Source organism: Prolixibacter denitrificans (assembly GCF_003014495.1).
Taxonomy (GTDB): Bacteria; Bacteroidota; Bacteroidia; order Bacteroidales; family Prolixibacteraceae; genus Prolixibacter; species Prolixibacter denitrificans.
The window spans coordinates 244,080-269,283 of sequence record NZ_PYGC01000002.1; the positions used below are offsets into that span (position 1 = coordinate 244,080).

At 46.1% G+C, this 25,204-nt stretch carries 18 protein-coding genes; 8 read left to right on the plus strand and 10 right to left on the minus strand.

Features of this window, described 5'->3' with window-relative positions:
- Positions 1-158: 158 nt before the first annotated feature.
- Complete coding sequence (locus CLV93_RS04715) at positions 159-1,115, minus strand: glycoside hydrolase family 18 protein (protein ID WP_170108863.1); 957 nt, start codon at positions 1,113-1,115, stop codon at positions 159-161.
- Positions 1,116-1,186: 71 nt separating this feature from the next.
- Between CLV93_RS04715 and CLV93_RS20220 the strand changes: the two genes are divergently transcribed.
- The 4 genes from CLV93_RS20220 to CLV93_RS04725 all read left to right on the plus strand — a co-directional run bounded on the left by CLV93_RS20220 (position 1,187) and on the right by CLV93_RS04725 (position 3,115).
- A complete protein-coding gene (locus CLV93_RS20220) occupies positions 1,187-1,330 on the plus strand; it encodes a hypothetical protein (RefSeq protein WP_153637030.1) in 144 nt (47 codons plus the stop codon).
- 18 nt (positions 1,331-1,348) lie between these two features.
- Positions 1,349-1,699, plus strand: coding sequence for a hypothetical protein (locus CLV93_RS04720; protein ID WP_106541022.1), 351 nt, complete (start codon positions 1,349-1,351; stop codon positions 1,697-1,699).
- 136 nt (positions 1,700-1,835) lie between these two features.
- Entirely contained in the window at positions 1,836-1,979 is a 144-nt protein-coding gene (locus tag CLV93_RS20225; protein ID WP_153637031.1) for a hypothetical protein, read from the plus strand.
- 116 nt (positions 1,980-2,095) lie between these two features.
- Positions 2,096-3,115 (plus strand): phenylalanine--tRNA ligase subunit alpha, encoded by a 1,020-nt coding sequence (locus tag CLV93_RS04725; protein ID WP_106541023.1) that lies wholly within the window; start codon positions 2,096-2,098, stop codon positions 3,113-3,115.
- 297 nt (positions 3,116-3,412) lie between these two features.
- On the opposite strand, the gene CLV93_RS04730 is transcribed toward CLV93_RS04725, so the two are convergent.
- The 9 genes from CLV93_RS04730 to CLV93_RS04770 all read right to left on the minus strand — a co-directional run bounded on the left by CLV93_RS04730 (position 3,413) and on the right by CLV93_RS04770 (position 17,394).
- Entirely contained in the window at positions 3,413-4,264 is an 852-nt protein-coding gene (locus CLV93_RS04730) for a DUF6599 family protein (RefSeq protein ID WP_106541024.1), read from the minus strand.
- Between the two features lie 81 nt (positions 4,265-4,345).
- Positions 4,346-5,524, minus strand: coding sequence for an aldo/keto reductase (locus CLV93_RS04735; protein WP_106541025.1), 1,179 nt, complete (start codon positions 5,522-5,524; stop codon positions 4,346-4,348).
- A 369-nt stretch (positions 5,525-5,893) separates the two neighbouring features.
- Complete coding sequence (locus CLV93_RS04740) at positions 5,894-7,291, minus strand: alpha-amylase family glycosyl hydrolase (RefSeq protein ID WP_174821575.1); 1,398 nt, start codon at positions 7,289-7,291, stop codon at positions 5,894-5,896.
- Positions 7,292-7,314: 23 nt separating this feature from the next.
- On the minus strand, positions 7,315-9,738 hold the full coding sequence (locus CLV93_RS04745) for a glycoside hydrolase family 31 protein (protein WP_106541027.1): 2,424 nt from the start codon (positions 9,736-9,738) through the stop codon (positions 7,315-7,317).
- A gap of 26 nt (positions 9,739-9,764) precedes the next feature.
- Positions 9,765-11,618, minus strand: coding sequence for a glycoside hydrolase family 13 protein (locus tag CLV93_RS04750; RefSeq protein ID WP_106541028.1), 1,854 nt, complete (start codon positions 11,616-11,618; stop codon positions 9,765-9,767).
- A gap of 8 nt (positions 11,619-11,626) precedes the next feature.
- On the minus strand, positions 11,627-13,954 hold the full coding sequence (locus CLV93_RS04755; protein ID WP_106541029.1) for a family 65 glycosyl hydrolase domain-containing protein: 2,328 nt from the start codon (positions 13,952-13,954) through the stop codon (positions 11,627-11,629).
- 103 nt (positions 13,955-14,057) lie between these two features.
- Positions 14,058-14,708: a beta-phosphoglucomutase gene (pgmB, locus tag CLV93_RS04760; RefSeq protein WP_106541030.1), complete on the minus strand. Its 651-nt coding sequence runs from the start codon at positions 14,706-14,708 to the stop codon at positions 14,058-14,060.
- Positions 14,709-14,713: 5 nt separating this feature from the next.
- Complete coding sequence (locus CLV93_RS04765) at positions 14,714-16,087, minus strand: MFS transporter (RefSeq protein ID WP_106541031.1); 1,374 nt, start codon at positions 16,085-16,087, stop codon at positions 14,714-14,716.
- A 290-nt stretch (positions 16,088-16,377) separates the two neighbouring features.
- Positions 16,378-17,394, minus strand: coding sequence for a LacI family DNA-binding transcriptional regulator (locus tag CLV93_RS04770; protein WP_106541032.1), 1,017 nt, complete (start codon positions 17,392-17,394; stop codon positions 16,378-16,380).
- A gap of 380 nt (positions 17,395-17,774) precedes the next feature.
- Between CLV93_RS04770 and CLV93_RS04775 the strand changes: the two genes are divergently transcribed.
- Genes CLV93_RS04775 through CLV93_RS04790 form a run of 4 tightly spaced genes read left to right on the plus strand, consistent with a single transcriptional unit; the run spans position 17,775 to position 25,023 of the window.
- On the plus strand, positions 17,775-20,750 hold the full coding sequence (locus CLV93_RS04775; protein WP_106541033.1) for a SusC/RagA family TonB-linked outer membrane protein: 2,976 nt from the start codon (positions 17,775-17,777) through the stop codon (positions 20,748-20,750).
- A gap of 19 nt (positions 20,751-20,769) precedes the next feature.
- On the plus strand, positions 20,770-22,398 hold the full coding sequence (locus tag CLV93_RS04780; RefSeq protein ID WP_106541034.1) for a RagB/SusD family nutrient uptake outer membrane protein: 1,629 nt from the start codon (positions 20,770-20,772) through the stop codon (positions 22,396-22,398).
- A gap of 19 nt (positions 22,399-22,417) precedes the next feature.
- Positions 22,418-23,461: a SusE domain-containing protein gene (locus CLV93_RS04785; RefSeq protein ID WP_106541035.1), complete on the plus strand. Its 1,044-nt coding sequence runs from the start codon at positions 22,418-22,420 to the stop codon at positions 23,459-23,461.
- A 47-nt stretch (positions 23,462-23,508) separates the two neighbouring features.
- Entirely contained in the window at positions 23,509-25,023 is a 1,515-nt protein-coding gene (locus CLV93_RS04790) for a cadherin repeat domain-containing protein (RefSeq protein WP_170108864.1), read from the plus strand.
- Positions 25,024-25,204 lie beyond the last annotated feature (181 nt).

Genomic DNA, 25,204 nt, shown 5'->3' on the forward strand with positions numbered 1-25,204 from the left:
GCTCTATTGATTCGATTTAGGGCCGCAAATATATAAAAATGGAGCTGTCTGGATATGTCGATAGCGGGATTATAAAGAATCCTTAACCTATTGCACTGCTTGTTAAAACAGGGATAACATTGTACTGGCTATGTTAAGGCTAAGAGCAGAGATAAAGCCTACCGGGCGGTGGTGGCTTCGGTATGAATAGCCCGAAGAAGAGATGTGGCGGCTCCCGGAGCAACATCCTGGGTTAGTTCCCACGCCATAATTCCTGCATAGCTTTTGTCGATAAGATAGCGGGTCTTCAGCGCCAGCAAATCAGGGCCATTGTATGAGTAGTCGCCGGCCTTGTTCATGTTCACGCCGGGCTGATACCGGGCAACAATCTGGCGATAGGTGAGTGCCGACGGCTCATCGGTGGAAGCTCCGGGCACCCGTCGTCCGTAAAACGGCACACCGCCTATGAGTTTCGATTTGGGAACACCTGCTTCACTGAATGTTGTGAGGGCATCGACAAACTGACTGGCAGTAGCCTGGTTGCCGCTGTTGTCAAACGAGTCGTAAATCATCAGGTTGAGGAAATCGACGTAATTGGCTATCGCGACGGAGCGCTGTACATTGTAAGTAGTTGCCGCCACCGAGAACATCAGCTTCTGATTGTGCAGAGATGCTGATAGATCCGAGCAGAGTGCTTCGTAGTCCTGCTGTGGGATGGTTTGCGGGTAGTCTTCCCAGTCGAGGTCCACTCCTGCGAGCTTTTCGCTTACGCAGAAGTTGGTGATATCGGCTACATACTGCGCTCTTTTTTCGGCGGAAGCCGCCATTGGGAAAATGTTTTCTGATTCGTACCAACCGCCCAGTACCAGGAAGAGCTCGATATTCTGGTTGCCAATAGCCGATTTGACCTCGCGGATGTGCGCCGTCATTTCCGGAGAAATGGTGAAGTTGCCTGATTTGTCAGGAGCTACCGAGAAAAAATAAACGCGTGACAGTAAATTCAGGGCGTCGAAATCGAAACTGCTGAAGCTGTAATCGGGCAAATAGCCGGCGATGATGATGGGACTTTCAACGGTTGTGGGTTGAGGCGGCGTTACCGGGCTGTCATCCTTTTGGCACGAAGCAAGGAAAAACATTAGCGGAAGCATCCACACCAGCCGCTTCAGTTGAAATCGGAATAGCTTATTTTCATTTATTGGTCAGGTATATGCCTGGAAAAGCATGGTACGGTGCCGAAGATAGTCATCTGATGTATTACCGGCAAAACTTTTCAAATGTGGAAAGAGTCAGAAAGAAGGCAGGGTTTAACGACGGAGCCGGATGGTTGTACCGGACAGATCAGATTGGCTGAAACGACCGGTTTTACTGGTTGGAACAACTCCGTTCGTCGTTGGAAGATGTCAGCGGTTGGTTGGAACTACTCCGCTACCCGTTGGAACTACTGCGACAGGTGTTGGAACTACTCCGTCATGCATTGGACGAAGTCAGCGGGTCGTTGGAACAACTCATGCAGCCGTTGGAACCACTTTCCGGTAGGTTGGACGAACCCGGAGAGGTGTTGGAAGTACTTCCCCGGGCGTTGGAACTACTCCGCGAGTCGTTGGAACATGTCGGCCGTTGGTTGGAACCACTTTGCGATCAGTTGGAACTACTCCGGGGTTGGTTGGAAGGCTATTCCGGTGAATTGGATGAACTGTGCTGCCGGCGAAAACGACTTTGAACTCAACGAAAACATGAACATGATGAGCGGAAACCACTCGTGAGTTGCCGGAAGGTCAGTCGCGACTGCCGGACTTTCAGCCTGTCTCAACGAAACGATAACCCGTCTCAACAAAACGACAATCCTCCTCAACGGAATGAGCATTCGTGAGAGCGGAAACTACTTCCGCCGCAGCGGAACGAACAAGGCGATGAGCGGAAACTACTTCGGGGAGAGCGGAACGAACAGGACAGTCAGCGGAACAGACTATCGGCTTAGCGGAATGGTTGCTTGGATGTAGATTTTCATCCGCAAGGATATAAATTTACTGTTTCCTTTTTCTCTCTTCGTCATGAAGGTCCGGCGATTATGCTGATTATTTTATAAATTTGCCATTCAGAAAAAAATCCGGAAGGAATGCTAGATAAAATCGAACAACTGAAGAAAGAGATTGAGGCCGTGGCGGCTCAATCGGCTGAAGAAGTAGAGCAGCTGCGTATTAAGTACCTGAGTAAAAAGGGTGAGGTGTCGAAGCTTTTCGCCGAGTTTCGGAATGTTCCGGCCGAACAGAAGCGTGAAGTAGGACAAGCGATCAATACGCTCAGAGATTTTGCACAGGAGCGTTTGGAAGTATTGCGCAGCGGTTTGCAGGAGCAGAAAGACAGTGCAGCCGGTATCGATTTTACCCTTCCGGGAGAATCGATGAAACTGGGTACCCGTCACCCGCTTTCCATCGTACGAAATGAGATTCTCGATATCTTCAAGCGGTTGGGTTTCGTGGTGACGGAAGGACCGGAAATTGAAGATGACTGGCATGTTTTCTCAGCGTTGAATTTCCCGGAAGAACACCCGGCCCGCGATATGCAGGATACATTCTTTATTCAGCGTAATCCGGATATTTTGCTGCGTACGCATACTTCTTCGGTGCAGGTGCACGACATGGAAGAGATGGAGCCGCCGATTCGTACGGTCACTCCGGGACGCGTTTTCCGGAACGAGGCCATTTCGGCCCGGGCACATTGTATGTTCCACCAGATTGAGGGATTGTACATCGATGAGAATGTTTCGTTTGCCGACCTGAAACAGACCCTGCTTTACTTTGCACAGGAACTTTTCGGCGAGGAAACAAAAATCCGTATGCGTCCATCGTACTTCCCGTTCACCGAACCATCGGCTGAGATGGATGTTTCGTGCTCTATCTGTGGCGGCGAAGGATGTAACGTTTGTAAGCACACCGGCTGGCTGGAAATTCTCGGTTGCGGTATGGTCGATCCCAATGTATTGGAATCATCGGGCATCGATAGCAACAAATACACCGGTTTTGCCTTCGGAATGGGAATCGAGCGCATCGCCATGTTGAAATACGGTATCAACGACTTGCGCCTCTATTTCGAGAATGACGTGCGCTTCCTGAATCAATTCAAATCTGCTCACTAAGAATTTACTTCATAACATATGAGAAAGGCTGCCCATAACAGGCAGCCTTTTTGTTTGAAGTATGTGAAAGCAGGTTCTCAAAATGCCGCAAATAATCCAACGTTCACGATGCCGCGGTAGCCAAAGCCACCTTCCAATGATAATAGAGTTCAGCATCCCCACTCAAGGGTTTTAAGGTTGTTGGTGTTCAATAGATAACGGAGTATAAGGCTCTTTTCGTGTGTTTTGAAATAAAAAAAGAAAGACCACCTCTTGGATGATCTTTCTCGTTGCCAGATATTTTCTTCTAATGAATATTTATTCCTGTTTCAAATTTGCCATGGTTTCTTTGGCTAACACGAAGGCTTTTTTCGGTGTTACTTTACCCGAAGTGCCCACCAGGTAATTCCCTTTCCACAGTAGGTAAATGGTGCCGTTGAACGGATCGTCGATGGTGTATTCTCCCTCTTTGGTTCCGATGGTTTCAGCCTGACTGAACTCCTGGTATTTTTTCATGGTTTCGGCTGCAGCATCCCGATCTTTTTTATGCATAATAAAAAGCGTGAAATCGCCTTCACTACCGGTGTATTTTGCCCTGAAAGCAGATCCCATCATGCTTAGTCCCATGAAATTGGTGGAGACATACTGCTGTGAATGCGGAACCATGTTTTCTTGCGGAAAAGCAGCATATTGAGCGGGCAACTTTGGATCGGCGCACAAAGTGGGAGCCAGTTGCTGAGCGACTTTTGTCAGAAGAGTTTCCCCGGCATTTTCTACATGGTAAGTATTCATTTTCACGTAGTATTTTCCGGTCGTGAAATTCAGGGTGGCATCGTCGTAATAACCTTCGAGGCCGATTGGTTTTGTATCGGCGGATGGCGGACGTTCCATGCTGTAAATTCCGTACGCATGAACCGGGTCGTGCTGGTCGTAAATTTCGATGGTCAGCTCGGCATCTCCCTTTTTGTATTCGGCAACGTATAGTTTTTCGAACGCGTAGCTGAAGTAAAACTCCGAAGCTCCGTCAATGCGTTCGAACAGGTTGTCGCGGTTGTAGGTTTTCACTTCACCGTCCTGTTGCCATCCCTCCATCTTCGGGAATTTGACATCTTCAGCGAAAGCAAAAACAGGTAGCAGTAGCACGAGCAGAATCAATGATTTTTTGAACATGAATTGGAAAGTTTTGTGTTAAAAATTCCGGGAATGATTTGGTAATCATCCCCGGATAGTGAAGGTTAATTAATTGATTGATTATACCAGAAACTCGCCCGGAATATTCCGGATTCTGGCAATATCGGCTACCCGTTCGCCAACATTCAAACCGTTGGGACAGGTAACAGTGCATTCATCACAGTTGGCACACGGGTTTTCCGGTAACGAAAGTGCAGCTACTGTTTCGTATGCTTTTGCCGGATAACTGTAGCCGTAATTGTACATGTACGATCGCATCAGGTCGGGTATGGGCAGATTTTCCGGACACTGCCCGTTACAGCTTTGACAACCTTGGCAATACAATCCTACTTCGTTGGAAGCCAGTTGCAGGTCGCTCATTTCTTTTGCGTCCAGGTTGATATCAGAAGCAACCGACCAGTTCTCCATCAGCATCTCGTAGGTGGTGAAGCCGGGGATACAGGTATGCACATCCGGATTGGTGAGCGCCCATTTTAACGCCGCTTTGCAGTTCACCGGCTTCTGTTTTTCCTTGTCGAGAAAACCTCCGGCCATATTTTTCATCCCGATAATCCCCAAGCCTGCTTCATTGGCTCTTTTTAACGCTTTATGAAGCTCTTCATCCTTTGCCAGGCGGAAGTTATAAGAAGTCAAAACAACTTCGTAAATCTTGCTGTCTACGGCTGCATTGATGACCTCAGCCATGTTGGAATGTGTGGTCACTCCCAGGTGTTTCGCCTTACCTTCTGCTTTGGCTTGTTTCAGTGCGGCCAGATAGCGAGGATCGAGTGTATAGTCTTTGTCTCTGGCTGCATGCAGATAAAGAATATCGACATGATCCATTTGCAGTCTTTTCAGACTGATGTCCAGCATTTCCATGAATTTCTCAGTGGAAATACCTTCGCGGTCTGGATGGATTTTCGTGGAAACGATGAACGAATCGCGCGGTTTGTCTTTGAAAAACTCACCGACCATCTCTTCATTGCGACCTCCCTGGTAGCCGTGCGCTGTGTCGAAATGTTTGATGCCAATCTGGTAGGCGGCTTTCAGAATGTTGGGATTGTCAGCACGCATAACGCCCATACTGACAATGGGAAGTTCTATTCCGGTATTACCTAGTTTCCGGGTAATGATTTTCTTGTCGGCTTTTGATGAAGCCCTCGCATTTTCGGGAGTGAAAGCAACGGCAGTTGTTAATCCAGCCGTAGCGGCAGCCCCCAGCCGTAAAAAATGACGGCGGTCAAGTTTAGCTTCTGACATGTTGTTAATTGTTTAGTTGGTTTTTCAGCTTCAATATATAAAAATGCAACCAATCAGTCGGTTGTAGGGGACGCAGGAATTTGTAAATATCCATATCATCCGTTGCACTATTCGGAATAACCTCAAAGGGAATCCTTCCTCTTTAATTATTTAATTCACAAGATAATCTGAAGCGTCCAGAAACAAAAGAAGCATAGGATTCAATGCCAGGCTGAAGTTTCTTACAGGTCAGTATAATCGTTGAAATTACTGGTTGTTCAATCTTATTTAGAAAGGGAAAAAATTTGTGATTGAGTTTTCGAAAACAAAAAAGCACCTTCCCCGAAAGGAAGATGCTTCAACGATAAAAACTAACTAAACCAAACTAAACTATTTTACGAATATCTGGTAGCCCCACGGTTTCAGTTTGAAGATGCCGTTGAGCTCACGCTCCTGGCCGGTGAAAGCTTCCTTGAAGGTTCCTTCCGGAATGGAGCCGGTAATTTCGAATGACACCGCTTCCGGTGAAAGGTTGAATACCGATACTACCTCGTTGCCATTGTTCTTACGTGAGAAGGTTAATACTTTCGGCATAGCAGAATTCTGCAGGTTCTCAAAGTCGCCGCCTGAGTTTCCGTTCCACAGCGCATTGTTGTCCTTTTTCAATTGAATCAGTTTGTGGAAGAAGGTGCTCATCGACAAGTCGCTCCAATCGATCTCGTCTTTTTCGAAGAAAGAGAGACGCTTGTTTAAACCGGCTTCCTGACCGCTGTAAATCAGTGGCATTCCCGGAACAACAAACGTGAGTGCAGAGAATGTTTTTACTGCGTCACCCAGACGCTCGTAAGCGGTGCCGTTCCATGAGTTCTCATCGTGGTTGGTGGTGAACATCATTGGGTACGAACCTTGCGGATAAGCAGCATAGGTCTTCTCGAAGTAATTGACGATATCAGCTGAGGTTTTTTTCCCTTTGTATATCTCATTCATGATGTGAAGGAAAGGCCAGCCATAATTAGCGTTGAATGCCTTCTTCAGCAGATCCATATTATCGGCATCTTCCGCCAACATGTACACCGGTTTGATGGCATCCAGCTCGGCACGTGCCTGGTTCCAAAAGTCAACCGGAACACTACCGGCAACGTCGCAGCGATAGCCGTCGATGTTGGCTTCTTTCACCCAATATTTCATGGCGTCGATCATAGCGGCGCGCATGTTCGGATTGTTGTAGTTCAAATCAGCAACATCGGTCCAGTCCGGAACCGGAGAAATGATGTGACCCAGTGAATCCTGTGTGTACCAATCCGGATGTTCAGTAATCCATTTGTTATCCCAGCCGGTGTGATTAGCCACCCAGTCGAGTAGTACGTGGAAGCCCATTTCATGCGCTTTGTCCACTAAGTGTTTGAAATCTGCCAGATTCCCGAATTCAGGATTAACTCCCTTGTAATCTGCGACAGCATAATACGAACCCAGCGTACCTTTGCGGTTCTTCTCACTGATGGGATAAATCGGCATAATCCAGAGAATATCAACACCCAGTTTTTTCAGGCGAGGAAGACTTTTTTCAAATGCGGCGAAGGTTCCCTCTTTGGTGTACTGACGAATATTTACTTCGTAAATGGTCGCGTCGCGAGACCAATCTGGAAAGATGGCTTCTGCCTTGCCCGGACCTGCAACCTCTTTTTCATTAGCTTTTTTCTCGGCCTTCTTTTTCGACGTGCCGTTGCAAGCCGTAAAAAACATGCCAGCCATCAGGGCCAATACCAATAAGTTTCTTAATCTAAGCATCACTTTCTGTTTTAGAATAACGATTAATTCAGTTGTATGGTCACCTCATCACTCATCTTCCACGGGAAGCGAATAACGAGATTCTTTTCTTTCATTTGGGCAGAATAGGCTGTTCCCTCAGCGTTTTCGTTCAGCGGGATTTGAACATTGTCAACTTGAACGGTTTGTATGCCTTCTGCATGGTGAACAACCAGTTTCATCTCCCGGTTTTCCGGTGCACCGGAATAATGTCCTCCATCCCGTGTGAAGCGGAATGTCATGCCTTTTTTGTTTGACTTCTGCGTAAAGTGCAGCAATTCATACTCGCCTTTTTTGTAGGCATTCCGCGTGTGACCGTCGTCTTCGTACATCGTATATTCAGCCTGTTTTACTTCCGGAGAATGGTAATAATCAACCGTCAGTTTTTGGCTTGAATACTGGCTGGTAGAATAGAAGACCGGCACCGAAGGAATGAAGTTTCCGGCTTTGACAAATACGGGAATTGTCGAGTCATTCAGGTTGTAGTGAACCCAACCATTGCCGTCGTATTCCTTTCCGCTGAAGTAATCGAACCATGTTCCGCGAGGCAACAAAATGTCCTTCGATTTTACTCCTGCTTTTAACACCGGTGCTACAAGGAAAGCGTTGCCCCAGTAATACAGGTCGTTGTTCGGCCAGTATTTTTTCGGATAAGCCGATTTGTAGAAAACGGGGGAGGCCAGTGGTTCCCCGGTTACGCTCTGTCGCCACGCCAGGGTATAATTGTATGGCATCAACCGGTAGCGCAGTTTAATGAAATTGCGCACGATCGTTTGCGTTGAATCGGAATAGTGGATGGGTTCGGGCGGTGCTGTTCCCGAGTGTGGCCGGAAAATGGGATTGAATACGCCAAACTGCAACCAGCGACGATACAATGCTTCGTCCTTTTTCCCGATGCTGAAACCACCCAAATCGGAGCTGGTGTATGGAATCTGGCACATACTCATGCCCAGCATGATGGGAACTTGAGCTTTCAAGCCGGCCCATGAGTGCCCTACGTCTCCCGACCAGGGGAAACTGGAATAACGCTGTGAGCCGGCAAATCCAGCCCGATTGAGGTGGAATAACCGAACATCCGGGTAGTTGGCTGCGTATTTGTCGTGTAGCATTTTGCTCCACACAAGACCAAACGCATTCTTTACATTGTTGGCCTTTCCGTTAATAAATACCAGGTTGGATGGCAATGTTTCGGGTTCACCCAAATCGCCCCACCAGCCTGAAACACCAATTTTAATTTGCTTGTTGTATTTCTTCCAGAACCAATCCTGTGCTACCGGATCGAACATATCAATCAGACCGGATTTTCCGAAATAGAAGTTCTTGATGATACCGGTTTTGCCACTTTCGTCATCGGCCAGGATGCCCAGGCTGTCGGCTTCCGGAAAGTTTTTTGATGATTGCAGAATGTACGGTTCGGTAATCAAAATGGTATGAACGCCTTTCTTTTTGAAATCGGCGATCATCTTCTTCGGTGTCGGCCAGTTCTTCCTGAACCAGTCAAGGTCGCCCATGCGCCAGTCTTTTTCGCCCTGCCCAAACCAATAGAGGTCGAGGATGATTCCGTCGAGCGGATAACCAGCCTGTTGCATACTGTCAACAACATCGCGTGCTTGTTTCTCCGTTTGGTATCCGAAGCGTGATTGCAGGTTGCCTAACGCCCAACGTGGAGGCATCGGTTGCGTTCCGGTTAAATATGCCAATGAATGGTGCAGGTTTTCGAAGGTTTTTCCCGCGAGGAAATAATAAACCAACTGACCACCTATTGCTCCCAACTCCATGGTGCCGGCATTTGTCTTTCCCAAGTCAGCATAGCCGATAGATGGATTATCGAACAGGATGCCATATTCGTTGGACGACACAAAATAGGGAACCGAGAAATTCAGATTCTCTTCACCCCAGCCGTAACCATAGTGCGCTTCGTTGTTGAGGTGAAGACGATACCCTCTTCGATTCATGGAAATGGCCCGCTCTCCGCCGCCAAAAATCATTTCTCTTGGCTGTAGCCGGAATCGAAAACCAGCTGTATCCTGTTTCGAGAAAGTGGCTTTCTGTACAGCGATGGTATCGGTTGTTCCTTTGCGGATGAAAGCTATCTGAAGCGGGTTCTTCAGGACCGAAATCTGAAGCGAAGACAGGTTCATGGTAACAGAATTCTTGTCTTCCCTGACCGTTACACCTGTCGTGTCAGGATGAGCAACGACGGCATACGATGGTGGCAACTCCCCGTTTTCGGTCAATGCAATCCGAACCATTTCCGGGCCGAAAGGCGTCAACGTAAGAAGGCCTTCATCAGTCTTGATTTGCAGTTGCCCGTTGGAATAAACCGATGAACGATACTGTGGATTTAAAAAAGGATTCTCCCCTGCAAAGAGGGGAGAAATCAAAGCTAACTGTAAAAATAAAACCGCAAGTTGTTTTACATACTTCACTGCGATATGTTTTTAGTCCTGTTTACTTACTTTTTCAGTTCAATAATCATGGGCGACATCGCCGGTACCGTAATCGTCGACAAGTCGGTAATGTTTTCACCACTAACCACATCATGTCCGCTTGTAAATCCCTTCATGATTTCAGCAAAACGAGCCGTCGACAATAATTTGCCTTCGGTATTCTTGTTCAGAATGACCATGATGGTGCCTTTGTCGTTGTAACGGAAATAGACATAAATGTTATCGTGCGGAATGAAGTGCATCAGTTTACCGTGTTCCACAATATCGTTCGATTTCCGCCAGTTGAGTAATTTTTTGATAAACTCCTGTGCAGTCTTTTGCTGTGCTGTCAATCCTTGGCCGGTGAAGGCATTCACTTTATCGCCGGCCCAACCGCCCGGGAAATCTTTCCGTTTGAAACCGTCACCTTCACCGTTGGCACCACCGGTACTCAGGATTTCTGTTCCGTAGTAAATCTGCGGAATGCCGCGGGTTGTTAAAATGTAAGCCATTCCCAATTTAAACTTGCCGAGATCTTTACCGATGCTCGAGAAGAAACGTTCGGTGTCGTGGTTGTCAGCAAAAACCACGAGGTTGTCCGGATCCGGGTACAAAAAGTCCATAGCCAGTGTCCCGTAAAGCGGCATCCAGCTGTTGCCGGTAAGCGACTTGGTGAGGGCATCCTGGATGGGGAAATCCATCAGGCTGGGAAGGCATGATTTGTAACCGTTCGGATTTTTCTTGCCCCGCTGCCAGTAGGAAACGATGGCGGGTGAAGTGTCCCATTCTTCTCCAACGATATTGAAATTTGGATATTCTTTCATGATGCGGCAAGTCCATCGTGCCATCATATGCATATCGGGAAAAGAATAGGTATCCATGCGGATGCCGCTTAGTCCGGCATATTCAATCCACCAGATGGAATTTTCAATCAGGTAATTGGCCACATACGGGTTTTTCTGATTCAAATCGGGCATCGAAGGTACGAACCAGCCGTCGTACATCTGGTTGTAATCTTCCTTCGATACATGCGGGTCCTGGGCTACGGTTTTCTGGAAGTTGCACAGTTCAAAATTCGGATAACCGTTGAGCCAGTCTTTCATCGGCATATCTTTCATCCACCAGTGTGAGGAACCAATGTGGTTGAACACCATATCCATGATAAGACCAATCCCTTTTGCTTTGGCTTTCGCCGAAAGCTCTGAATATTCCTTGTTGGTTCCCATGCGCGGGTCAACCTTGTAAAAATCGGTGGTTGAGTAACCGTGGTAGGAATATTTGGGTTGATTATTTTCCAGTACGGGGTTCAACCAGATTTGGGTGTATCCCTGGTTGGCAATGTAACCAAGGTGATCGATTACCCCCTGGATGTCACCTCCGTGACGGCCATTCGGATCGCTCCGGTCTGCCTTTTCAAGCATTCCATCCATCGAGTCATTCGACGGATTGCCATTGGCAAAACGGTCGGGCATAATCAGGTAGATTACGTCGCTATCGGAAAAACCTTTTCGCTGGGCGGAACCCTTTTTTCGGGTTTCCAGTTGATAGGTGTACTTCTGAATCGTCTTCCCTTTTTGCGTGAAAAGGATGTCAAACGAGCCTGCTTTCACGGTATCGGCCAGCATCAGGTCGATGAACAGGTAATTGGGATTTTCTACGGAAGTGACACCCTCTACCCGAACACCCGGATAATCGATTTTTACTTTCGTATCCGAGATGTTTTGTCCGTGCACCATCAGTTGCAGGTGCGGGTCTTTCATTCCGACCCACCAGTTCGGTGGTTCAACGCGGTCAAGTTTCGGCTTGACGGCTGCCTGAGTTGCTAACGACGTCAGCAACATCAGGGTGATTATGGCTAGTAGATTCTTATACCTTGGCATTGTTTTCATTATTTGGTGACTAGACTTTGGTGTTCAACTTCGAGATTCTGGTTGCCCTCGAGCGTGTAATCTTGTCCGTAGATGGTCAACGGGCAAGCAGTCGCTGAGTGATTCTCGATGTATACTTTGCCCTGGCTGGCTTTGATTTCTAACCAAGCACCCCGGAAGTTAATGCGGAATGCATACGATTTCCAGGATTTCGTGATGAACGGATTGAGCACTACGCGGCCGTCACGTACACGCATGCCGCCAAAGCCCATCACAAAGGCCATCCAGGTGCCGCCCATCGAAGTGATGTGACAACCTTCATCGGTATCGCTGTTGTAATCGTCGATATCCAGCCGGGCAGTTCGCAAATACATTTCGTAGGCTTTTTCTTCCTTACCTAACGTAGAAGCCAAAATGGTATGGATGCAAGGCGAAAGCGAAGATTCGTGAACTGTAATAGGCTCGTAGAAATCGAAATGACGCTTGATAGTTTCTTTGTCGAACTCATTTTCGTACAGGAAAATGCTTTGCAACGTGTCCGCCTGCTTGATGTAGCATGAACGCAAAATCCGATCCCACGACCAGTTTTTGTTCAGCGGACGTTCCTCTGCGGGAAGCTGTGCAGCGGGTGTCAAATCTTTATCGAGGAACCCATCCTGTTGGAGAAATACTCCGCGTTCTTCATCAAATGGGAAGTACATCTTCTCGATAATGTCGGCCCACTTGGTTAATTCTGCGGTTTCATCAAGATTCCATTTCTTAACTAATCCGGCATATGTATCTGCATGATTTTTCTTCAGGAAATCAATTGCTTCCAGGGTATAACGCAGGGTCCATTGTGCCATGCGGTTGGTGTGGAAGTTATTGTTGACGTTGTTTTCGTATTCGTTCGGGCCGGTAACGCCGAGCATCACATATTTCTGTTTAGCTTCGGACCAGTTCACGCGCTGTGCCCAGAAACGGGAGATGCCGAGTAATACTTCAAATCCATAGGGCGCCAGATAATCCTGATCGCCGGTGTACCGGATGTAATCATAAATGGCGAAAGCGATCGCCCCGTTCCGGTGAATCTCTTCGAAGGTGATTTCCCATTCGTTGTGGCACTCTTCACCATTCATCGTAACCATCGGGTAAAGGGCTGCACCGTTTTTGAATCCGAGTTTTTCAGCGTTTTCAATGGCTTTCTGCAGATGTTTGTGACGGTAGAGCAACAGGTTGCGCGATACATCCTGTGGTGCGGTGGCCAGATAAAACGGCACACAGTACGCTTCGGTATCCCAGTAAGTAGAACCTCCGTATTTTTCGCCGGTGAATCCTTTCGGTCCAATGTTCAGACGCTCATCTTCACCAGTGTATGTTTGATTCAGCTGGAAAATATTGAAGCGGATTCCCTGCTGTGCCGACACATCACCTTCGATGATGATATCGCTGGTCTCCCATTTAACAGCCCAGGCGTCGGCCTGCTCTTTCATCATCTGGTCGAAACCTTTGGCATAAACGCCGTTCAGCAGCTCTTTGGCTTTCGCCTGAAGACCTTGCTTCGGGTGATATTCCGATGAGAGATTGACACCGAATTTTTCGATGGTAATCTCATCTCCTTCTGCTACGTTTACCGTAAATGTGTTGGCGATGTATTTATTCCGCTCTTCGGTTGCTGCTTCAACTTTGATTTCTTCGCCGTTTTTCAGTACCCTGAATTTCATTCCTGAAGTAACGTGGAAGAAAGTCTTGCGAACTTCGGCAGTCACATATCCTTCTCCGCCCTTTACTTCTTTGCCTACCTCATCCCAGAATTTCTCGTCGTAGTTGGCGTCTTCGTTCATCACATCGAAGTCGACGTATGGACGAAGCGTAATTTCGCCTGAGAAGTTATTTGCCTTCAGCGTGTAGCGGATGGCTCCGGTGGCTGAATCGACAATACTGAGCAGTCGCTGAGAATGAATGGAAACCTCTTCACCGGAAGAAAGACCTGCTGTTACCGTTCGGGTGAGGTGACCTTCTTTCATGTTTAGTTCGCGCCGGAATGCTTTTACGTCGGCCTGAGCCAAATCGAGCACGTTACTGTTAATGCGAACATCGATTCCCAGCCAGTTGGCTGCGTTCAATACCTTGGCAAAATATTCTGGATAACCGTTTTTCCACCATCCAACGCGGGTTTTGTCGGGATAATAAATACCCGCAACGTAATTACCCTGGAGGGTTTCACCAGAATATTGCTCTTCGAAATTAGCCCGGTGGCCCATCCGGCCGTTACCGAGGCTCATTACACTTTCTGATATTTTATTGTATTCCGGGTGAAATTTGTCCTCTACAATCTTCCACTCGTCATTGATCAGGTAATTCTTCATCTTCCGTTTGGTTTTATCAGGCTTCGTCTTCTCTATTCTCAGACGAACTCCTAATTCACTTTTATATATGGATGGCTACTTTGTTCGGTTGCAGCCAGTATATTTAATTGAAATTCAATTTATCAATATTCATGTCTTCAAATCCGGGCATAACGAAATCGGCATTTTTTAGATTGTCGGGATGTCCGATACCGATAACATGCATTCCGGCATTGCGTGCAGCTTCGATTCCTGCCTGTGCATCTTCAAAAACCACACAGTCGGTTGGCTTTACGTTAAGCGCTTCGGCACCTTTCAGGAATACTTCCGGATCCGGTTTAGCTTTCGATACGCTGTTACCATCGATGATGGCATCGAACATATGCGTCAAACCAATCTGTTTGAGGATTAACGGCGCGTTTTTACTGGCCGAGCCGAGCGCAATTAGAATTCCGTTTTTTCTTAATTGATTCAGAAAATCTTCCACGCCGGGAAGGATTTCATCCGGTTTCATTTTCCGGATATAACTAACGTAGTTTTCATTCTTCTGAGCTGCGAGTTGTTCTTTTCGTTCCTCATCTAATTCAATACCGCCAATTTCCAGCAGAATTTCCAGCGAACGTACCCGGCTCACTCCTTTCAGCCGCTCATTATCGGCTTCGGTAAAATCGAATCCCAGTTCGTTTGCCAGTTCTTTCCAGGCAATGAAATGGTATTTAGCTGTATCAACAACTACCCCGTCGAGGTCGAACAAACAAGCTTTTATCTGTGTCATGAAAATTATTCGATGGTTATAACTTCGTGTTTTTTCACTTTAACAAAGAATACGGAAGCAGCACCCAACAACATGGATACACCGCAGATGATCATCATATAAATGGCATGGTTGCCAAAAATGTCGCGCACGAGGGTTGCTCCCACAATTCCTGAAATGATTTGCGGACCGGCAATCGTGAAATTGAAAATTCCCATATAAACACCCATTTTATCTGCCGGAAGTGCATCGGACAGAAGGGAATAGGGCATGGCCAGAATAGCGGCCCAGGCAATCCCAATACCGACCATTGATATCAGCAGGGAGTTGGGTGTATGCAGGAAATACATGGAGATGTAGCCTAAGCCGCCCAATGCCAGTGCCAGTGAATAGGTCGCTTTTCTACCGATGAGACTGGCAATTTTGGTCATAACGATGGAGAACAGGGCGGCGAAGAGGCTGTATGCCCCAAATAAAATTCCGACCCAGTTTCCGGCTTCATTGTAAGCAGCGGAGGAAGCATCCCCGATGGGCGTTCCGTAAATGTGCTGCGCTACTGCCGGCGTAGTATATACCCACATCAGATAGAGCGCAAACCAGGAGAAGAATTGAACGATTGCCAGTTGCGCCATGGTTTTGGGCATCTTGGTAAACAGTTCAAAGAAAGCTTTCAGCCTGGTCGCCAAAGATTTCTTTTCAGTCTTGTCAGTATTCCAGGTTTCATAATCCAAGTCATTCTGTTCGCAGTACACTTCCGGCGGGTACTCCTTCGTTCTGAAAACCGTCCAGAGGACCGATAACAGGAGAATACTTCCTCCGATGTAAAACGACCAGATAACTGAAGGCGGAACCTCGCCGCTGGGAGCCGTATTCCGGACATGCAAAATATTGGTCAGGAAATACGGTAATACGGAACCGAAAATTGCTCCGGCATTGATGAGAAAACTCTGGATGGAATAACCCAGGGTTCGTTGTCCTTCGGGTACCATATCTGCAACCAATGCGCGGAAAGGTTGCATGGTAATGTTAAAGGAACCATCCATCAAGGCAAACATCGTGGCTCCGAAAATAATGGGAGGTATGATGGCCACCAGGGCCGATGCATTCGGCATAAGCCACATGGCAATGGTGGCTACCAGCGCACCTCCAAAGATGTATGGACCGCGCCGTCCCAGCCGGTTCCATGTGCGGTCACTTGCAGCGCCAACAATCGGTTGGACAATTAATCCCATGAGGGGAGCAGCCAGCCAGAAAAATGAAAGCGAATGCAAGTCGGCACCCAGATTTGAAAGAATACGGCTGACATTGGCATTTTGCAGAGAAAATCCGATTTGGACTCCCAGAAAGCCGAAACTTACGTTCCAGATCTGCCAAAAGTTTAGGCGTGGTTTTTTTGCCATACGTTAATAATTATCGTCTGAATTAATAATTGAAACAGGAAAACATACCAATGCACTAAAGCATAGAATGCCTGTTGTTTCGTTCCTGGAAAGTAGATAGATCAATTCTGCGCCGGAAGCAATTCCGTGCTAAGTGGAAAGAATAGAATGGAATGATTTTCGGTTCAAAAATAGTTAAGCCACTCGTTTTTTGCAAGTGGTAACCGCTTTTATATCAAAAAAATATAGTCTTCTTATTCAGGATACCTTATTGCAATCGTTTGCGATGCATAACATGTTTTATAGCGATTTTATATACTGCGGGTCGACTCCCGAATCACCAGGTTGGTATCGACTACCTTGGTATCGCCGTAGCTATAATTCGGATTAGCAATGCGTTTCAATAAAATACGAGTGGCTTCGGCACCCATCTCATAGCCATGCTGGTCTACCGAGCTTAATTTGGGTGTTGTAAAATCCGAGAACCGCCCTGCAGAAAATCCCATGATGCTGACGTCTTCCGGAACCCGGTATTCCCGGCGCTGGAGAGCCTTCATGGCACCAATAGCCGTTAAATCGTTGTTCGCGAATATTCCGTCAGGTGGCTCCGGTAAATGCATCAGGTACTCAATGGCATTTTCGGCCAGTTCGACGGAATCGGCCGGGTAAACATATTCTTCTTTATAGGGAAGGCCTCCATCCCGCAATGCATTCTTGTATCCTTCCAAGCGTTTTTCACCGATAGCCAGATTTTGCGGAGCTGCCAGGTGAGCAATCCGTTTGCAGCCTGTTTTAACCAGATGTTGTGTTGCGGTGTAAGCGGCTTTGTGATCATCAATAATAACCTTATCGGAAGTAAAACCGGTTGCTATCCGATCGAAAAAAACCAGTGGTATGCCACTGTCTTCCAGCATGTGAAGGTGTTCGAAATTGTGGGTCTCTTTCGATACGGAAACCATAACGCCCTCAGTGCGGTTGGACAGGAGTGCCTGCGCATTGGTTACTTCCCGCTCGTACTTTTCGTTCGACTGGAATATCATGACGTTATAGCCGGCTTCGTAGGCTACATCTTCGACCCCGCTAATGACCGAAGAGAAGAAATAATGGACGATTTCGGGAATGATAACACCAATGGTGTTGGTGCGGCTACTCTTCAACGACAGGGCAACAGCGTTCGGCTTGTACCTTAGCTTTTTAGCCAGATCGTTTACCATACGCTTGGTTTCCACACTGATATCGGGATGGTCCTTCAGTGCCCTGGAAACTGTCGATGCAGAAATACCTAATTCTTTTGCTATGTCTTTAATGGTTACCTGACTACCCTTCATTTTTTTTATTCCGCTGGTCAAATATTATGAAAAGCACTACTTGTGTCAAAGTAAAGAAAATTTAAAGTAATCCAAAACATCTGAGCTGTAATATATCCTTTCGGTTTTTTAACGAAGAGGGGCATTTTTCAATGAATATGTTGTAAAACATGTTGAGTGCAAACGTCATCGCAATCGTTTGCGTTAAGAAATCATGACCTGATGAACATAATCATACATTTATTTAAGGTTAAAAAATGTTTATTTGAATCGGAAATTAGTGTGATCAGCTCTGTTTCCGGAAAGAATAATGGATGATTTTCAACTGTTTAATTCCTTTCTAAAAAGGAACTATTTCAATCGTATTAATTCTGTTTTTATGAACCTATAATTTGATCCTTATGAAGTTTGTCTTTGGAAAATTGCATGTTTTGTTGCTGTTCTCAGCACTACTCATGGCAAACGTGTCATTTGCGCAAGAAATGACAATTACCGGTAAGGTCACAGACGCGTCCACCAAGGAGCCTTTGGTGGGGGTAACAGTTGTGATCCAGGGAACAACAAGCGGTACAACAACCGACTTTGATGGTAACTACCGGTTAAATGTCGCCAAAGGACAGAATCTGGTATTCTCGTTCATTGGTTACAAATCACAAACCATTACTGTAGGTGACCAAAAAACACTTGATGTCGCCCTTTCAGTTGAAACCAAGGGCCTGGATGAAGTCGTTGTAATTGGTTATGGTCAAGTGAAAAAGAGCGATGCTACCGGCTCGGTAGTCGCCGTTGATTCGAAAGATTTCAATAAGGGGGCCATTACCTCTCCGCAGGACCTGTTGGTAGGTAAAAGTGCTGGTGTTGTTATTACTCCCGGCGGTGGTGCTCCCGGAAGTGGCGCAACCATTCGTATTCGTGGTGGTTCTTCTTTGAACGCATCGAACGATCCGTTGATTATTGTCGATGGTGTTCCGCTGGATAACAATAAAATTGATGGTAGTGGTAACTTCCTGTCGTTCATCAACCCGAATGACATCGAGACGTTTACTGTGTTGAAGGATGCCTCGGCTACTGCTATTTACGGTTCCCGCGCATCGAATGGTGTTATCCTGATTACAACCAAAAAAGGGAAAGCCGGTGCTCCGATGAAAATCAGCTACGATGGTAATGTATCGGTAGCGACTCCCGAGAAATATGTCGACGTTTATTCAGGTGATGAGATGAGACAAATCGCTGCCAACCATATAGATTTGTTTGGTGCGGAGACCCTGAGTAAACTGGGACAGGAAAATACCAACTGGCAGAAAGAGATTTTTCGGACTACGATTTCTCACGAACACAACCTGAGTTTATCCGGTGCGGTAAAATCCATGCCTTACCGTGTATCGGTAGGCTATACCGACCAAAACGGTATTCTGAAAAATACCGGTTTGAAGCGAATGACAGCCGCCGTCAACCTTAATCCTACGCTGCTGAATGGCGATTTGAAATTCAACGTGAGTGCGAAGGGGATGAATACTGATAATAACTTCGGTGATACCGGAGCGATTGGTTCGGCCATTAATATGGATCCGACTCAGTCGGTTTACGACCCAACAAAAACAGGTTCGGCAGGTTATTTCCAATGGGTCAACTACGGTGCTAATCTGGGTACTCCTAACCCGGTGGAACAAGCTTTGGCCGTCGATAACAAGTCGAATGTAAAACGTTTTGTCGGTAATATTCAGGCAGACTACAAGCTGCCGTTCCTTCCTGACATGCATGCCAATTTGAATGTGGCAACAGATTACACAAAAAGCGAGGGACATAATAATCGCCCGACGACCGCACCTTCGGTACTTACAAATCCAACGTGGGGACGGTTGACTGATTATAATGGTAAGAATTACAATAATCTGCTCGATTTTTACCTGAACTACACGAAGGACATTGAGTCTATCAATAGTAAGGTGGATGTAACCGGTGGTTATTCCTGGCAGCATTTCAAACGCGAAAGTTTTAATTATGCCCGCGGTATTGTGGATGCCGATCATCCTTACCAGAAAGTAGACAGTACAGCTTTCGCTACTGAAAACTACCTGGTGTCATTCTTCGGTCGTTTGAATTATACACTGGCTGACAAATACTTGCTTACCGTAACTGTTCGTGATGATGGTTCGTCCAGGTTTGCTAAAGGAAATCAGTGGGGTATCTTCCCTTCAGCTGCTTTTGCCTGGAAAATGAAAGAGGAGTCATTCCTGAAAAATGTAAATGCGATTTCTCAAATGAAACTGCGTTTAGGTTGGGGTATCACCGGTCAACAGGATATCGGTAGCGATTACCCGGCTCAGGCAAAATATGTGTTGGCAAGTGCGGGGTATTATTATCCGATTGGTGGTGAGTTCTTACCAACTTTGCGACCGGATGCATATGACCCGAACATTAAATGGGAGCAGACCACTACTCAAAACATTGGTCTTGATTTCGGTTTCCTTGATAACCGTATTTATGGTTCGATTGATGTTTACAAACGTGTTACCGACAACTTGTTGAACCAGGTGACCATTCCCAGTGGTAGTAACTTCTCCAACACGTTGTTGACGAACGTAGGTAGCCTTGAAAATAAAGGAGCAGAATTCTCACTGAACCTGGTTCCTATTTCGAAAAAGGACATGTCTTTGAATGTTGGCTTCAACCTTACCTATAATAAAAACAAGATCACCAAGCTGTTGCTGACAGATGATCCTACCTATCTTGGTATTTTGTATGGTAGTGGAATGACCGGTCAAAACCAGGTGACTCGTGTTGGACATCCTGCATATTCCTTCTTCGTAAATCAACAGGTTTACGATAGCAACGGTAACCCGATTGAAGGATTGTACGTCGATCGTTCAGGCGCCGGCGGTACAGTAAGTGGCAATAACAACGACAAGTACATTTATCACAACCCGGTTCCGGATTACACCATGGGACTGTCGCTGCGTTTCAATTACAAGAAGTTTGATCTGTCTGCTTCATCAAGGGCAAACATTGGTAACTATGTTTATAACATGGTGCAGGCTGGTTCATCACTGGATCAGATGCAGCAGATTGGTTACTGGAAAAACTTCCCGAGAGCCTTGAATAATACCAATTTCGTGAAACGCCAGTTTAGCAGTGATTATTTCGTTCAGAATGCGTCATTCTTAAAATTGGATAATGTGAGCGCAGGCTACCAGTTGGATAACCTGGTTGACAAATTGAGTGCAAGGGTAAGTTTCACCGTTCAGAACGTGTTTACCATTACCAATTACGATGGTGTCGATCCTGAAGTACCTTACTCCGATGGCAGACCTGGAATTGACAACAATTTCTATCCCAGGGCACGTACCTTTATTCTTGGTGTAAACCTGACTTATTAATCGACGAACAGTAAGTAACATGAAGAAAATACATATCATATTAGGAATATTTCTTTCCGCACTGCTGATGCAGTCTTGCGTGAAAGATCTGAATGTGAAGCCAATCGATCCCAATACGATTATGGCGGGAAACTTAGGTGACGATCCTGTCTATATGAAGCAAGTATTGGGAAAAATCTACGCCAGTTTCATCGTTTCTGGTCAGAGCAATGACAACGCTGATATCAGCGCGTCGGATGCTAACTTCTTCACGACTTCCCGAGCTCTCTGGAACTTGCAGGAAATTACGACTGACGAGGCTATTTGTGCCTGGGGTGACATCGGTATTGCCGACCTGAACACCCAGACCTGGAGTCCGAGTAACCCGTTCCTGACAGCATTGTACCAACGGTTGAGTTTGAGTATTACCTATGCCAATGACTTTATTTCAAAAACGGAAGGTAACACCGATCCAACAGTACAGCGGTATACCGCTGAAGCTCGTTTTCTGAGAGCCTTGGCTTATTATTACCAGATGGACTTGTTTGGTAATCCGCCTTTTACAACCGAAAAAGATGGAGTGGGTAAATTCTTCCCCAAACAAATTAAACGGGCAGATTTGTTCAACTACATTGTCTCAGAGCTTCACGCTATCGAGCCTACACTGGGCGACCCCGGATTTTCGTATCCTGAGGCCGATAAAGCTGCAGACTGGATGTTGCTGGCGCGTGTTTACCTGAATGCCCAGGTTTATACCGGACAAGCAAAATGGGATAGCTGTAAGATTTATACTGATAAAGTGCTCAACAGCGGTCAGTATTCACTGGCTACCGATTATCGTCAGAACTTTAGTGCCGACAACGATGGTAACCATAACCCGGAAATGATTTTTGCTTTCGAGCAAGATGGAATCCATACACAGGGTTATGTGGGAACTACTTTTATTATCGAGTCAAGTAGTGATGCAACTTACATTCCGGCAGAGCAATATCACGGATTAACATCCAACACGAACTGGAACGGTAACCGTACCCGGAAAGACTTCATGAACGTTTTGGTCGATACACTCGCAACTTATGGTAATCAACCGGTTCCGGCTTCTGATACCATTTTCGCTCAGTGTCCTGATCATCGCGTATTCCTGAGACAGAAGAGAAGTATTAATATTCCAAGTCCTTCTTCAAGTGGTGACTTTGGTGTAGGTGTATATAAGTTCACAGCCCGCAATCATGATGGAACACTTCCGGCAGATTACAACCCGGCTTATGCTTGTACCGACTTCCCGATTTTCCGTCTGGCAGACGCTTACCTGATGAGAGCTGAAGCCAATTACCGTTTGGGTAACACAGCGGATGCAGTAAATGACATCAATGTCGTTCGCGAACGTGCTTACGGTGATAATAGTGGTGATATCAGTACTGCTGATATTGATACTCCTGCCAAATTCAACAAATTTATGTTGGATGAGCGTGGACGTGAATTCTACTACGAAGGTCAGCGTCGTACCGACTTGATTCGTTTTGGTCAGTTTACCGACGGTACGTATAACTGGACCTGGAAAGGTGGCGCTTATGCAGGTGTCAGCACAGATAGCCATTTGAATCTCTTCCCGATTCCGGGTGACGAGGTGGCTGCTAACCCGAACATTCAGCAGAATCCAGGTTACTAATCCTTAAAAATTCGAAACAATGAATAAGCATTTCAAAATATTATTGGTTTTCATTGGATTGATCGGACTTTTTACCTCGTGTGAGAACGACGGCATGAAAGTGGTAATGCTGGACAATCCAATTGCGCCTACGTTAACAACAGTACCTGATCTGACCCTTCAGCGGACAGCAGGTAATGATACGCTGACTTTTAATGGAACGGCTGTTGATCCAGGTTTCCAGGCATCAGCGAACTACTTCCTCGAAGCTTGCGCCAGTGGGACAGACTTCGCCGATCCGGTTACTTTGTTTTCCGGAGTACAGGCTGATGTAATGAAAGTTAAAGTCAGTGATTTAAATACGGCACTTTTGAAAAAGTTCCCGGCGGACGCAACAACTTCCGTTGATTTGAGACTACGCGCTAATTTAGTGGTTGACGCTGGTACCGGTGCTTTGGGTACAACCTCAAAGCCTCTGACTTACATCTCTGATGTGAAAACTGTGAATGTGACTCCTTATGGTTATCCACGATTGAACCTGATTAATTCAGGTATCGATCAGAAAATTGAATCTGTCCTGGGAGACGGCGTTTACAGTGGTTTTGTAAAACTTAATGTAAACAATCCGTTTACGTTGAGCGATCCGGATACCAATACTTCTTACGGAGATGCCGGCGGCGCACTTGCTGTGGATGGTAATCCTATTGCAGTGCCAAGTGATCCGGGAAGTGGTTGGTACGAAATGACAGCTGATGTGAATGCTCTTACTTACAAATTAGATCCGTATATGATTGGTTTGGTAGGTTCAGCAACACCTAACGGTTGGGATGCACCGGACCAGAAAATGGATTATGATGCTAAGACCGGTACCTGGAATATCACGATTGACCTGGTTGATGGTGATATTAAATTCCGCTTGAACGATGGTTGGGCATGGAACCTGGGTGGAACTCCGGACAATCTGGTTCACAATGGTGATAACATTGCTGTTACGGCTGGTAATTACACCATTTCGCTGACCATTACAAATGCAACTCCGGTGGGTTCTGAAACAGGTACTTACACCATTGTGAAAAATAATTAGCGTGAAACGTATTTAAGAGATTATCTATGAAAAGAAAATCAATTTATATGATGATAGCATCCTTTGTTACAGCGGCAGTCGTTTTTGCCGCCTGTACAAAGGAGATGTCAGATGTGCGTTTGAACGCAAAGCTGACTACAACTGAAAAGATGAACGTCACTTCTGATTCGGCAACCGTTGTTGGATTTATCGTGTCAGAAGGTCAGGGAATCACTGAAAAGGGTATCTGTTACAGTACAGATTCTCTTCCTACAGTTGACGATAATAAAGCGGTTTATTCCGGTAATGAGAATACTGCAGCTTTTACCGTGAAGATTGGTGGTTTGGATTATGCTACCAAGTATTATGCAAGGGCATATGGTGTCACTGCTTCCGGAACGATCTATGGAGAGCAATTGACATTTACTACTCTGCCAGTTGTTCCGACCGTTACCACAGCTGATTTTACCGCAACTTCAGGTACATCAGCAACAGGTGGTGGTAGTATTACCAATAATGGTGGAGCAGCCGTTACTGTACGCGGTGTTTGTTACAGTACGCAACACAATCCGACAATTTCCAATGATAAAACAACGGATGGTGATGGCATGGGTGACTTTACCAGTTCACTGTCGGGCCTGAGTGGTAAAACTACTTATTACGTTCGTGCTTATGCAACCAACAGTGCGGGTACAGCCTATGGTAATGAAGTTTCGTTCACTACGCCTGAGGCACTCGTGACCTTGTATGCTGCCGGTGATTTCCAGGGATGGGATCCAGCTGCTGCAACTGATTCAATAATGAATGATCAGGCTAATTCAATAGTTCGGGGATTTGTTTATATCTCAAATACTAATGGATTCAAGTTTACCAGTCAGCGCAACTGGGATGGTCCTAACTATGGAGCCGGTGCGACTGCTGGTACCTTAAGTACAGATGCAAATGCAGGTAATTTGAATGTGCCGGAAGCAGGTTATTATTATTTTGAGTTGAATTTGGCAGACATGACTTATACCGCAACCAAGACGACCTGGGGTGTTATTGGTACTGCAACAGCCGATGCCTGGAACTCAGATCAACCAATGACCTATAGTCCCTTACTGAAGCGGTGGTTCGCTACCATTCCAATGACTGCTGGAGAATATAAGTTCCGTGCAAACTCATCATGGGATGTGATGAATTTGGGAGCTGGTGCAGCTGCGGACACTTTAAGCAGCGATCCATCGGCAGGCAATCTCACTCTTTCTACTGCTGGTACTTATAGTGTTATGCTGAATCTTTCTCAGCCACTGGTTTATACGTATGCACTTACTACATGGAGCATTATTGGTAGTTCAACGCCTGGAGGTGACTGGAGTACTGATATCGATTTGACTCCTGGAGCCAACAATACCTGGAGCGTTACTGCTAATTTGACAGCAGGCGAGTTTAAGTTCCGGGCTAATCACGGCTGGGATTACAACTTGGGTGGAACTCCAAGTGAACTGTCCTGGGGTGGTGCCAACATTACAGTTCCTGCTGATGGTAATTATACTATCACATTGGATCTTGTTAATGGCACGTATACACTTACGGCAAATTAATCCTCTTATATTACAAGGGCTGTCTGGGTTTCCGGACAGCCCTTATTTTTCTTTAAATCTGAAAATTCATGGTAATTCAATAGAGTTAAACGTCTATTGAAATTTTTTATATATGCACGGTGTTGCTTTTTAAGCATGTATGTGAAAAAAAGTCGGTAGCGTACATATTTGATCGAATAAG